Source organism: Pontibacter cellulosilyticus, assembly GCF_014306105.1.
GTDB lineage: Bacteria > Bacteroidota > Bacteroidia > Cytophagales > Hymenobacteraceae > Pontibacter > Pontibacter cellulosilyticus.
The window spans coordinates 482,063-495,110 of record NZ_JACRVF010000001.1; the positions used below are offsets into that span (position 1 = coordinate 482,063).

Annotated in this window: 10 protein-coding genes; all 10 read left to right on the forward strand. The window is 38.7% G+C overall.

Annotation, left to right across the window (positions count from 1 at the left end; all coding sequences use genetic code 11):
* The 10 genes from H8S84_RS02080 to H8S84_RS02125 all read left to right on the forward strand — a co-directional run bounded on the left by H8S84_RS02080 (nt 1) and on the right by H8S84_RS02125 (nt 12,989).
* Entirely contained in the window at nt 1–1,119 is a 1,119-nt protein-coding gene (locus H8S84_RS02080; protein ID WP_187065619.1) for a DegT/DnrJ/EryC1/StrS family aminotransferase, read from the forward strand.
* On the forward strand, nt 1,106–2,266 hold the full coding sequence (locus tag H8S84_RS02085) for a glycosyltransferase family protein (RefSeq protein WP_187065620.1): 1,161 nt from the start codon (nt 1,106–1,108) through the stop codon (nt 2,264–2,266). Before H8S84_RS02080 ends, H8S84_RS02085 begins: the two co-directional genes overlap by 14 nt.
* Entirely contained in the window at nt 2,256–3,347 is a 1,092-nt protein-coding gene (locus H8S84_RS02090) for a glycosyltransferase (RefSeq protein ID WP_187065621.1), read from the forward strand. Before H8S84_RS02085 ends, H8S84_RS02090 begins: the two co-directional genes overlap by 11 nt.
* Nucleotides 3,348–3,366: 19 nt before the next feature.
* Nucleotides 3,367–4,332 carry a CgeB family protein gene (locus H8S84_RS02095; protein ID WP_187065622.1) on the forward strand — a complete coding sequence of 322 codons (966 nt, stop codon included), beginning with the start codon at nt 3,367–3,369 and terminating at the stop codon, nt 4,330–4,332.
* Nucleotides 4,322–5,452 (forward strand): glycosyltransferase family protein, encoded by a 1,131-nt coding sequence (locus H8S84_RS02100; protein ID WP_187065623.1) that lies wholly within the window; start codon nt 4,322–4,324, stop codon nt 5,450–5,452. Before H8S84_RS02095 ends, H8S84_RS02100 begins: the two co-directional genes overlap by 11 nt.
* Before the next feature lie 50 nt (nt 5,453–5,502).
* Nucleotides 5,503–6,792 (forward strand): hypothetical protein, encoded by a 1,290-nt coding sequence (locus tag H8S84_RS02105; RefSeq protein WP_187065624.1) that lies wholly within the window; start codon nt 5,503–5,505, stop codon nt 6,790–6,792.
* Between the two features lie 2 nt (nt 6,793–6,794).
* On the forward strand, nt 6,795–7,904 hold the full coding sequence (locus H8S84_RS02110) for a glycosyltransferase family 4 protein (protein WP_187065625.1): 1,110 nt from the start codon (nt 6,795–6,797) through the stop codon (nt 7,902–7,904).
* Nucleotide 7,905: 1 nt separating this feature from the next.
* Nucleotides 7,906–9,786, forward strand: coding sequence for an asparagine synthase (glutamine-hydrolyzing) (gene asnB / locus H8S84_RS02115; RefSeq protein WP_187065626.1), 1,881 nt, complete (start codon nt 7,906–7,908; stop codon nt 9,784–9,786).
* Nucleotides 9,773–10,933, forward strand: coding sequence for a glycosyltransferase (locus tag H8S84_RS02120; protein WP_187065627.1), 1,161 nt, complete (start codon nt 9,773–9,775; stop codon nt 10,931–10,933). The genes asnB and H8S84_RS02120 overlap by 14 nt, the downstream gene beginning before the upstream one ends.
* A gap of 331 nt (nt 10,934–11,264) precedes the next feature.
* A complete protein-coding gene (locus H8S84_RS02125) occupies nt 11,265–12,989 on the forward strand; it encodes a carbamoyltransferase family protein (RefSeq protein ID WP_187065628.1) in 1,725 nt (574 codons plus the stop codon).
* Nucleotides 12,990–13,048: the final 59 nt, after the last annotated feature.

A 13,048-nucleotide genomic window follows, 5' to 3' on the forward strand; every position in this document is an offset into this window, starting at 1 on the left:
ATGCACATACCTTTTGTAGACCTGCATGCGCAGTATGAGAGCATAAAAGCTGAAATTGACACAGCTATAGAGAACGTAATCAGAGATACTGCATTTATCGGTGGGAAGTATGTCAGGTCTTTTGAAACGGCCTTTGCAAATGCTTATGGTGTAAAACATTGTGTAAGCGTGGCTAATGGCACAGACGCCATTTACATTACACTTAAAATGCTGGGAATTGGCGCCGGTGATGAGGTAATTACGGTGGCAAATAGTTGGATTTCTACCTCTGAAACTATTACACAGGCCGGTGCCAGACCTGTTTTTGCAGACATTGATCCAGTTTACTATACCATTGATCCAGAGCAGATTAAAGCAAAAATAACTTCTCGGACTAAAGCTATAATACCTGTACACCTGCATGGGCAAATGGCAGATATCAAAGCTATTCAGGCTATCTGTGAGAAGCACGACCTGTACCTGATTGAGGATTGCGCTCAGTCTCACTTTTCTTCCTTTAACGGGCAGTTTGCCGGTACATTTGGAATTGCCTCTACTTTTAGTTTTTATCCGGGAAAAAACCTGGGTGCCTATGGCGATGCGGGATGTATTTTGACCAACGACGATGCGTTGGCTGAAAAGTGCAGGATGTATGCAAACCATGGAGCATTAAAAAAACACCATCATCAGATGGAAGGCATCAACAGCCGTCTTGATGGACTACAGGCAGCTATACTTGAAGCTAAACTACAGCACATTCATGACTGGACTCAAAACAGAATTACTAATGCCAGTTACTATATGGCAAAGCTAAAAGGAGTAGATGGGATTATATTGCCAACAGTAAGACCGGATACAGTCCATACTTTCCATGTGTTTGCCATAAGAACAAAACAGCGTGACTCACTTCAGGCGTACCTGAAGGAGCAGGGCATTGAGACAGCTGTTCATTATCCTACAGCTTTACCTTTACTACCGGCTTACAATTACTTGGGTTATACAGCTGATACTATTCCGGTAGCAGCACAGTATCAAAATGAACTTTTGTCTTTACCGCTTTACCCTGAATTAACGCCTGAGCAGATGGATTATGTGACTGAGGCTGTGAAGGAGTTTTCGTTTGCTGATGTTACAGGATAAAACAATACTACTTATTTCACCTCAACCATGGGGTAAGCTATTCGTTTCCAAGCACCACTATGCAGTAGAATTGGTAAAGCGTGGCAACAAAGTTATTTTTTTATCTCCTCCTGATTATACCTTGGAAGAGCAGTTTCATACTCATCAAGTGCAAGAGGGTTTAATTGAACTAAAGTATAGGCCATTCTTTAATACTTCGCTACGCTTTAAGTTTAGGTGGATGTACGACACGCTAATGCAGGTACAGTTAAAGCAATTAATGAGTAAAATTGGTGAGAGGGTTGATATCGTCTGGTGTTTTGACCCCAATTTATACACTAATCTTAAATGGTTTGGGGCTTCTTATGCAATTTATCATCCGGTAGATCCTGTCGTTTACCGCTATCAGATTAAGCCAGCTGCTTCTGCAGATATAGTACTGAGTGTTTCACAGAAGATTTTATCTGCTTTTAATTCTGTAAACACACCTGCACATTTTATTAATCACGGTCTTAGTCAATCATTTGCACAACAGGCATCAGAAAAGCTCAAGAATCTAAATGAGTTTGTGACAACCACACAAAGCCAGCCTGTGAAAATTGGTTATGTTGGTAATTTATTACGACAAGAGATGGACAGAGAACTTCTGCTTCAGTTGATTAAAACTAATAATCTATTAGAGTTTCATTTTTGGGGGCCATATAGTCTGGAGGGGAGTAATCTGGCAGGTAGTAAAGATCAGGCTACAATCACTTTTGTTAAATTACTAGAAGAAATGCCTAATGTAAAGCTCTATGGAGCAGTACCTGCTAGCGAAATACCTACAATGATAGGTGATATTGATGTTTTTATTCTATTGTATGATCTCGCCCATGGTACTTCTGACCGTTCGAATTCACATAAGATACTGGAGTATCTGAGTACAGGTAAGGTTGTGATTTCTTATAGTATAGAAGCATACGCAGGTATAGGGGAGCTAATAGCGGTTCCACATTTGGATGATAGGGAGGAGTATGAAAAATTGTTTAATGAAGTAATTGATAACCTCTCGCATTGGAATAGTTTTAGCCTTCAGAAGGAACGTTTACTGCTGGCCCTTGAAAATACCTATCATACACAGGTTAACTTTATAGACAAGCTCATACATGTCAATACGTATGAAAGCTAAAACAGACGTTTGTATTGTCAGTCCATCCGGGAAGCTGTATGGAAGTGAACAAGTATTAAAAGACTTTCTAAAAAATTCTAATAAAGACTATTTAGTTTTTTGCCCTTCTAATAGTATATTGTTTGACGTGTTACGGCAGGAGACAAACAGGCATATACATATGGTTTTTTCAAATCATATTATGCTTTACTTTCAAATCTTCTTTCTTCTTTTATTAAAGAAAACCAGAACTGTATATGTTAATGAAGGGGGACATATAAGGTATGTGAAGTTACTGGCAACACTGTTTCCTAAAAACCTCTTCTATGTACATATTAGGATTGTGGAAGACACACTCAAAAGCAGACTGCAGAAACTTAAAAGTAATGTTAGACTTATTAGTATTTCTCATTTTATACAGGATAAGTTAAAACTTGAAGGTTATGACTCCGCTCTTATTTATGATCTTTATGATTCAAATAATGGAGACAGTGCTTCTTACCAATTTTTAAAACCTCATTTGCACCTGATCAATGTAGGTTTCATAGGGCGAATAACAAATACTAAGGGTTTACCTAAAATACAGTCGCTAATAGAGCATGTAGATAACTACTATCCTAATAAGTTCCATTTTCATTTTTTCGGTGAAATAGATTCTAATGAGCAATCAGTACTGGCCTGTTTAAATAATATTTCTACCCTTGAAAATGTAGAAGTTACTTTCCATGGCTTTGTTAAAGCTAAAGAGGAGATTTATTCAAAGATTAATGTAGCTGTCCATCTAAGTACAATAGAGGCTTTGGGAAGAATATTTTTTGAAGCTTTAGACTATAAAACTTATTTCATTGGCTTTAATAAAGGTGGTATCGGAGAGATTGCTAGCACATTAGGACTATCAAACTACATGATTAATGATAATTCAGCTTGGAAAGAGGAGATATGTAGTAAAATAATAAATTTGATTGATAAAGATGATCGGGCCGTAGAAATTTATGAAAATGCAGTAAGCGTTATGAAGAGTAAATTTAGCACCGAAAATTATGTTTCATCATTAGAGTGCCTTTTGATTGATAATGAAAGTTTTGTATGTAGGTCAGCTTGAACCGGGTAGTACTTCTTTGATGAGATTTAATATATTAAAATCTTTACTCAAAGATTCTGAAGCTGATTCTATTAATATTTCTATACCTATAATGTCTACACAGAAACTGTTTCGCTCAGTCGGATGGAGATATAATATAGGTCCATTGATTAAAAACATCAACCAATATATCAAGCATAATCTGCAGTCGAATGCTTATGACTTAGTATGGGTTGATAAGGCTAAGTTTGTAACTCCTGAAACGGCAAAGCTGTTAAGGAATGCAGCACGAATGCTTGTTCACTTTACACCTGACCCTGCTTTTGCTTACCATAGATCCACACTCTTTTATAAGCACATACATTTGTATGACCTCTGTGTTACAACAAAATCTTATGAGATAGCAAACTACTATGATGCCGGTGTAAAAGAATTGTTATTAACATCACAGGGCTATGATCCAAGCGTACATAAACCAATAACTGATACTGCGAAGTCAGGCGTTTGCTTCTTGGGCCACTTTGAAGAAGAAAGAGGGGAAATAATTCAGGAGTTATTAAACAACGAAATAACAGTTAAACTAGCTGGTATAAAATGGGGCAGTTTTGCCAGAAAAAACTGTGACAATAAATATTTAGTATATTATGGAGACGGTGTTTACGGAGATAAGTATGCTAAGCTGATTTCAGGTTCACTTATTGGTTTAGGACTACTATCAAAATGGGTGCCAGAATTACATACTACTAGGACATTTGAGATACCTGCATGTGGAACAGCGCTACTAACTGAAGTAAATAAAGAAACACGTCAGTTTTTTACTGAAGAAGAAGCCATCTTTTTCGATAATTCTAGTCAGATCCCTTCACTTATAAAATATTACCTTGAAAATAATGCTGAGTTGTCTGCTATAGCGCAGAGGGGCAGCAAGCGTGTCCTCTCCTCAGGATATGACTATAGATCTATAGTAGAGACTATACTAAGGAAGGTTTGTGTATATGAAGAGTAATTTAATAATATTACACTATTCTCCTGTTGAGTTTTATCCTCCAATATTAAACTTATTGGATGTACTTAATGAAGATGGAGGGTTCAGAGTTAGTGTAATTACAACTTATCATGGAGTTAAGCAACTAGACACAAAAGCTTCAACAAACAATATTAAAATATACAGATTACCTTACCCTAAGCATAATGAGATAAAGCTATCAAGGCTTTTAAAATATGCAATTTACTATTTAATTGCCTTAGGCTTAATTATCTGGGAAAGGCCTAGAACTATGTTGTACTATGAATCGATCTCTTCCTTACCAGCCCTACTCTATAAAAGATTCAGACATGGTGTTCGCGTTTTTGCTCATTATCATGAATACACTTCTCAGAAACAATATCAGGAGGAGATGAAACTGGTACAATTTGCACATAGAATTGAAAAACTTAATTATAATCTTCTTGAATGGATTTCTCATACAAATACTGTTAGATTAGACAAGTTTGCAGAGGAAAATAATATCTTTAATAAAGATGTGTTGCATGTGATGCCTAATTATCCACCTAAAAAGTGGCTGAGCAAAAGCCGAAGAACTGCTATTAATCCATTTAAATTAGTTTATGTAGGATCTTTAGACCTAGAGAACATGTATTTTGAACAGGTATGTGAATGGGTGGAAGAACAGGATGGTAATTTTACTCTTGATGTTTTTTCTTATAACTATAAAGACTCTGTTCAGACTTACTTAAATAAATTAAAGCCAAAATTTATAAGGCTTATGAAGGGAGTTGACTACTATAAAATACCTTCTATACTAGCAGGTTACAATGCAGGTTTAATTCTTTATAGAGGTCACTCTTTTAATTATATATATAATGCGCCAAACAAGCTCTTTGAATATTTGGCTTGTGGACTGGACGTTTGGTTTCCTGAAGAATTAAAAGGAAGCCATTCATACATTAAAGAAAACTCTGTACCTAAAGTTTTAAAGTTAAATTTCAAAGAACTTAAATTAGTAAATGCTGTAGATCTTGTAAGTAGAAATAATTTACCTTTTATAGAGACAAACTATAATGCAGAAGATGTTTACAAAGAGATAATTTCCTTTTTCAAACAATCTTCTATAACACCATTATGAGTAGTAAATATAATATACTAATCATATGTGGATTACTCCTCTCAGGTATCATGTCTGGATACCATGACCCGGTACTACTGTGTATCACTGTTACTGCATTTTCAGTTGTAAATTTCTTATTAGAAATTGGTAAAACTATCGGTATTAGGTCATTAACATTTATGATAGCAACAGTACAATGGGTCCTTGGGCCTTTCCTAAGTTATAGCCTTCTCGATCCTTTTGATTATTATTATATGCCTGTACCTCAGGATGTATATTTCGCATTAGCTATTCCGGGTGTCCTTTTATTTGCGTTAGGTTTATATAGTATTAATGATAAATATGTTAATGAAGCACAGCTTATAGCAAAATTGAAAACTTATTTAAATGAAAAACATTCGGTAGGATTATATTTAATATTTACCGGTTTTTTGTTTTCATATCTGGGGCCGCTTTTTCCTGGTAGCCTTGCATTCTTTTTTTACCTGTTAAGTAGTCTTAAATATGTAGGAGCATTTTATGTCCTATTGTCGAATAATAATGGCAAATACCTATATTTTGCTGGTGTTTTTTTCTTTTTGTTCTTAGATGCCTTTACATCAAGTATGTTCCACGAACTGCTGCTGTGGTTGGCATTTACTTTTCTACTTTTGGCATTGAACCTTAAGCTAAAATTGTTTACAAAGTTTAGCTTACTTTGTTTGGGATTTGTCTTCGTTTTTGCTGTACAGGCTATTAAAGGTGACTACAGAAGTGCTATCTGGGGAGGAGAAGTAACAGAGCAGGTCTCTAAGGTAGATTTGCTAGAGTCTTCTTTTGAAACCAGAATAGCATCAGAAGGGCTATTTAACGAAAGAAATATTCATAATTTTATTTATAGGATAAATCAGGGCTGGATAGTTGGGCACGTTATGGCTTATACACCAAAATACCAGGACCACGCCAGAGGTGAAACAATAATGGAAGGAGTAGTAGCTACATTATTGCCTAGATTTTTAGCACCTGATAAAGTTACTTCTGGTGGCGCCGAGTACTTTGAAAAATACTCTGGTTTAATACTTGTTGAAGGCACTAGTATGGATCTTAGTCCTATCGGTGAAGCCTATGCAAACTTTGCAACAATGGGTGGTGCTACATTTATGTTCTTTCTTGGTTTACTCTACGCTGCTGTACTTTCTTTAGTATCAAAACTTTCTTTTACTACCCCAACCTTAATTCTTTGGATTCCGCTGTTATTTCAACAAGCAATCAAAGCAGAAAGCGATATAACAACTGGAATTAATCATGTGACGAAAGCTGCAGTCGTTATCTATTTAGTATATTGGGTAGCCAAAAATATATTTAAGGTCAAGCTCTAATCTTGAAATTACTCTTTACATATCTAACTTCCTTCAAGGGGCATGGCGGAATAGAGAAATTCAATAAAGCTTTTATGAAAGCATTATTGAATTCTTCATCTGTGTCGAAGGTAAAGGTTAGTTCTGCTTATGATGCTTCAGGTGATTTAAAATACGTGAAAGCTTCACAATTTACAGGATATGCCGGCAAAAGAATACAATATTTGCTTGATACAATAAAGGCGGCTCTTTCAGCTGATATATTAATTACTGGACATATTAATCTCTCGTTAGTTGGGGTATTAGCTAAAGTGCTGCGTCCTAAGTTGACTCTCGTTTGTATTGCGCATGGTATAGATGTATGGTACGATCTGTCGAAACTGAAGAGACTAATGCTGATAAAGTCTGACCATATTCTTTCTGTAAGTAGCTTCACAAGACAAAAATTAATTGAAAGGCATAAACTATCTACAAGTAAGATTTCAGTCTTTCCTAATACACTTGATCCATATTTTAAACTTCCTTCCAGCTTTTTAAAACCTGAATATCTGCTCAGGCGATACAAAGTATCTGAAACATGGCCTGTTTTGCTATCTGTTTGTCGGCTATCCTCTCTGGAGGGGTATAAGGGATATGATACTGTTATATCAGCGTTACCAGCTATACTTAAAGTTTTTCCTGATGTTAAATATATTATTGTCGGGAAATACGATCAGGGAGAATATCGTCGTATAAATTCGCTTACAAAGGAGCTTGGTGTTGAAGATCATGTACTTTTAACAGGTTTTGTTCCTGAAGTAGAATTAACAGATCATTTTCTATTAGGTGACGTTTATACCATGCCAAGCCGTGAAGAAGGTTTTGGTATTGTGTATATAGAAGCAATGGCTTGTGGCTTACCAGTTATTGCCGGTAATGCAGATGGAAGTGTTGATGCACTGGATCATGGAAAGCTAGGCACTCTAATTGATCCTACAAACTCAGTTGAGTTAGCAGATGCAACTGTAGCCCTTTTAAGAGACCCAATGTCCTTAGATCAAAAGCGAGACCTGCAACGAAGGGTAATGGATAAATTTGGCTTTGAGAGGTTTTCTTCCAGGCTAAATCAATTTTTAGAAGAAATTAAGAAGTAGCATGTGCGGCATTAATGGCATAATTGGCTTAGAGGATACGCAAAAGGGTCATGATCTGGTAATGACTATGAACAGGGCCATTGCGCATCGTGGTCCCGATGACAGCGGTGTATTTGCTGAGCCAAATATTGCACTCGGGCAGAACCGCCTTTCTATTATTGACCTTTCCGCTGCCGGCCATCAGCCGATGCTTAGCTTTGATGGCAATGAAATGCTCATCTTTAATGGGGAGATCTATAATTACAGAGAGCTGAAGCAAGAGCTATCAGATTATCCCTATGCTACACATACAGATTCTGAAGTTATACTAGCTGCATATAAACGCTGGGGCACAGACTGTGTGCATCATTTTAACGGGATGTTTGCCTTTGCAATTTGGGATAAGGCCAAACAGGAGCTTTTTATTGCCCGGGATCGGTTAGGTATAAAACCCTTATACTACTACCAAAAAGACCAAATGCTGCTCTTCTCTTCGGAAATAAGAGCGTTATTGAAATCAGGCTATGTTCCCAGGAAAATAGATAAAGTCTCTTTAGGGGATTACCTGCAATATCAGACGGTACATGCTCCTCAAACCATGGTTGCTGATGTGTTTATGCTGCTACCCGGGCATATGATGCTGGTGAGGCATGGCAAAGCAAGTATAAAGCAATACTGGAGTCCAGAGAATAATTTCTCTGACAGAGCAGCCAGCCAGTCTTATAGCGAAGTTAAAAGGGAAGTAAACCACCTGCTTCTTAAAGCAGTCGAGCGTAGGCTTGTGGCAGACGTACCATTCGGTGCTTTTCTTTCAGGAGGAATTGACTCCAGTATAATTGTGGGTCTGATGAGCCAGGGTGCGGCGCACCAGGTGAAGACTTTCTCCGTTAGTTTTGAGGAGGAGGAGTTTAGTGAAGCAAAATATGCCGCTGCTATAGCACGTAAGTTTAAAACGCAGCATACGGAGATTAAACTTCGACCTGAAGATTTTTTAGAGCTCATACCGGCTGCTTTACAGGACATGGACCACCCGAGTGGGGATGGCCCGAATACGTTTGTTGTTTCGAAAGTTACAAAGGAAGCCGGTATCACGATGGCTCTGTCAGGATTAGGAGGAGATGAACTGTTTAGTGGATACGACGTGTTTCAGCGCCTGTTAGGCTTAAGGCGTTTTGCCTGGTTAGATGCTGTGCCGCTGTTCGTAAGACGTGCAGCCGGAGCCTCTCTCTCTAAATTCAGGCCTGGTGTGGCATCAAATAAGATAGAGCAGTTACTTCAGCTACCTGAGTGGAGCTTGGACCAAGTGTATAGTATAAGCCGGCAAATGCTGGACAAAGGTTATATAGCAGGCTTAACAGGTGGCAATATTCTGGCTGCTAACAAGGTACAGCAGATCGTAGCCGGAAGTTTGCTAAAGAATAGAGGGAATAGTGATGCTTTGCCTTTTTTAAGCCAGGTGTCTATTGCAGAGATGCATACGTACATGCAAAATGTCCTGCTCCGGGACACGGATCAGATGAGCATGGCACATGCATTGGAAGTTAGGGTACCATTTCTGGATTACGAGTTGGTAGAATATGTGCTGGGTGTGCCTGACAAATTCAAATACCCGCACACACCTAAGAAGCTCTTGGTAGACTCAATAGGAGAGCTGTTGCCACCAGAAATAGTAAACAGGCCAAAAATGGGTTTTACGCTGCCCTGGAAGGAATGGCTACGGAGTGAGCTTTATAGCTTTTGTGAGGCTAAACTAAACAACCTGGCAAAAAGAGACCTCCTAAATGCTGCAGCAGTATTTGGATTATGGCAATCTTTTATCAGTCAGGACCCAACTGTTACCTGGGCAAGAGTGTGGTACCTGGTAGTGTTGGAGAACTGGCTGGAAAAAAATGGCATTGAATAAAAAGAGACGTATTTTAATAACTATAGATTGGTTTGTGCCGGGATACAAAGCCGGTGGTCCTATTCAATCTTGTGCCAATTTGATAGCCCACCTCAAGGATTCTTTTGAGTTTTGGGTAATTACAAGGGATACTGACTATTGCTCCGACACTCCTTACCAAGGCATAACTTCTGATTGCTGGAATCAACTAGAGGAAAACGTGCATGTGTATTATTTCTCAAAGGCAAAACTATCACCGACAAGTCTGTATCGGGTAATAAAAGGAGTAGAGGCTGATGTTTTCTATATTAATGGTGTCTATTCGTTCTACTTTTCTATCCTCCCATTGATCTCTGCATATATACTGAGAGCTAAGCAGATCATGATAGCAGGCAGAGGGATGTTTGCTGCCGGCTCAGTTACTGTTAAGGGAGGCAAAAAAAAACTCTTTTTTTCTGTGGCAAAAGCTGTCGGGTTATATAAAGGTGTTGTTTTTCATGCAACCAACGAAGTTGAGCAGGAAGATATCAAGGCTATACTTGGAAGTCCGGTTCAGGTAAAAGTCGCACCTAATTTACCAAAGAAACTGACAGACCAGAGTCAGACGGTTAGCGCAAAGAACGCTGGAAGTCTACGTATGATCAGCGTTGCCAGGATATCACCTGAAAAGAACACCAGGTATGCGCTTGAGGTATTAAGCCGATACCAGGGAAGTGGCAAAATATCATTTGATATGTTCGGCCCTGTATACAGCGAACCTTATTGGCAGGAGTGCCTAGAAGTGATTAGTCAAATGCCCGCCAATGTGAAGGTTAAGTATCATGGCAGCATCGAAAATAACCTGGTATCCGAAAAGCTCAAAAATTACCACCTGCTATTTATGCCAACAAGAGGGGAAAACTTCGGCCATATCATACTTGAAAGTTTAGCAGCAGGTCGCCCGGTACTGATAAGCGATAAAACTCCCTGGAGAAACCTGCAGGGACTAGGAGTAGGGTATGATCTTCCCTTGACAGATGAGGATAGTTTTATTGATGCAATTGAAACCTTTGTGAAAATGGACGAGGAAGAATTTAATGTTTTCTCTTGTAAAGCCTTTTCTTACGCAAAGGACTTTATGGAAAGAAACGATTCTGTTGATGCTAACGTAGCTCTCTTTTCGACCTGAGGAATTTGTTTCTTTAATTTCAAAAGTCAGTATTATATGAATGGTCCATTCCTGCGTTGTTTATCAGCATAGTCTTTTCTGTCATCTCGACGATAGGAGAGATCTTTATAGAACTCCATCTGCATTGATTCCGGATAGATTTTTCCAGAAGTCGAAATGACAATAAAAATCTTAAGTTGTCAGTCTTAGAGGAGAAATCCAGTTCCGGAAAAATAGCTCACAATTGGAGATAACTAAATTTATACTTTAACAAGCTTATTAGCTTCAAATTGCTAATATTGTAGATTAGAATGCTCTTTAAAAATTATCATAGATTATAGCTTATCAGAATATGTATATACTTGGCTTAAATGCTTACCATGGCGATTCATCTGCCAGCATTATGAAAGATGGGGAGGTTATTGCAGCTTCGGAAGAAGAGCGTTTCAGGAGAATAAAGCATTGGGCAGGTTTCCCTAGTGAAGCAATAAAGTTTTGCCTGAAAGAGGCTGGCATCAGTATAAAAGATGTAGATTATGTTACCATCTCCCGGGATCCGTCTGCCAACATACATAAGAAACTGATACATGCAGCTAAAAACTTAGTAAGCGCTAAGACCCTAATAGACAGATTAGCTAATACGAAGAAAGTAGCAAATGTAAAGGAGGAACTTTCTACGGCGCTAGGGGTGCCTGTTTCAGAAATAAAAGCAGAAATAAAAAACATAGAGCATCATCGAAGCCATATGGCAAGTGCCTTTTTTGCTTCTCCTTTTGATGAGGCCGCTATATTGTCCATTGATGGTTTTGGTGATTTTACCTCTACTATGATTGGTGTGGGCCGTGGCAATAAACTGGAAGTATTAGATACGGTTATCTATCCTCATTCTGTAGGTGTATTTTATACTGCTTTTACACAATACTTGGGCTTTGATAAGTATGGCGATGAGTACAAAGTGATGGGCCTGGCTCCCTATGGTTCGCCGACAATGGTTAAGCAGCTTCGTGATGTTTTAATATTCAAAGACAATGGCCTGTTCGAGTTGAATACCAAATACTTCCGCCATGTAAAGGAAGGGGTGCAAATGAGTTGGGAAGGTGGCGAGCCACTTATTGGCTTTATTTTCTCTGACTATATGGTGCAGAAGTTTGGACCTGCAAGGGGGAAAGAGGATGAACTGACGCAATACCATAAAGATCTGGCTGCCTCGGTGCAGCGTATTACAGAAGAACTGATATTCCATATTCTGAATCATCTGCAGAAAAGAACCGGTCTGAAGAACATTTGTATTGCTGGTGGTGTAGCTCAGAACTCGGTAGCCAATGGCAAGGTGCTGCAGCAAACTACTTTTGAGAGCTTATATATTCCTTCTGCTGGTCATGATGCCGGTACTGCGCTAGGTTCTGCCCTATACTTGTACAACCATGTCTTAGAGCAGTCTCGCCTGCAGCCTATTTACCATGCCTCAACAGGGAGCCGTTTCTGTAACGATGAGATTGAAGCTTTCCTGAAGGAGCAGAATATTGCCTATACCCGTTACTCTGATGAAGAATTGTACGAGCGTGTTACCAGCCGCTTATTGGATGCTGGTGTCGTGGGTTGGTTCCAGGGAAGGGCAGAGTTTGGTCCACGCGCTTTAGGTCACCGTTCTATTATCGTAGACCCTAGAAGAACAGATGCGAAAGACCTGTTGAATGCTAAGATCAAGCGCCGGGAGAGCTTCAGACCTTTTGCACCGTCTATTTTAAAAGAACATGTTTCCGAATATTTTGAGATAACGGATAATGTGCCCTTTATGGAAAAGGTGTTCCCGATTCGTAAGGAGAAGCATGCTGAGATACCAGCTGTAACGCACGTAGATGGCACAGGCCGCCTACAGACAGTTGATGAAGAAAACAACCCGCGGTACTACAACCTGATAAAAGCGTTTAGTGTTAAGACAAATGTACCTATACTATTGAACACTTCTTTTAATGAGAATGAACCTATTGTAAATACCCCAAAAGAAGCATTAGACTGCTTCCTGCGTACTAAAATGGATATGCTGGTATTGGAAAATTTTGTGGTGGAGCGTTAGTATATATAATGATTATGACTAAAAAAGGAGTGATAAGTTTCCGTTGCTGCTTTCAATTT

Excerpts from the sequence above, each read along its gene's own strand:
- H8S84_RS02080 (WP_187065619.1), top strand. The coding sequence starts at position 1 with ATGCACATACCTTTTGTAGACCTGCATGCGCAGTATGAGAGCATAAAA.
- H8S84_RS02085 (WP_187065620.1), top strand. The coding sequence starts at position 1,106 with ATGTTACAGGATAAAACAATACTACTTATTTCACCTCAACCATGGGGT.
- H8S84_RS02090 (WP_187065621.1), top strand. The coding sequence starts at position 2,256 with ATGAAAGCTAAAACAGACGTTTGTATTGTCAGTCCATCCGGGAAGCTG.
- H8S84_RS02095 (WP_187065622.1), top strand. The coding sequence starts at position 3,367 with ATGAGATTTAATATATTAAAATCTTTACTCAAAGATTCTGAAGCTGAT.
- H8S84_RS02100 (WP_187065623.1), top strand. The coding sequence starts at position 4,322 with ATGAAGAGTAATTTAATAATATTACACTATTCTCCTGTTGAGTTTTAT.
- H8S84_RS02105 (WP_187065624.1), top strand. The coding sequence starts at position 5,503 with ATGTCTGGATACCATGACCCGGTACTACTGTGTATCACTGTTACTGCA.
- asnB (WP_187065626.1), top strand. The coding sequence starts at position 7,906 with ATGTGCGGCATTAATGGCATAATTGGCTTAGAGGATACGCAAAAGGGT.
- H8S84_RS02120 (WP_187065627.1), top strand. The coding sequence starts at position 9,773 with ATGGCATTGAATAAAAAGAGACGTATTTTAATAACTATAGATTGGTTT.
- H8S84_RS02125 (WP_187065628.1), top strand. The coding sequence starts at position 11,265 with ATGTATATACTTGGCTTAAATGCTTACCATGGCGATTCATCTGCCAGC.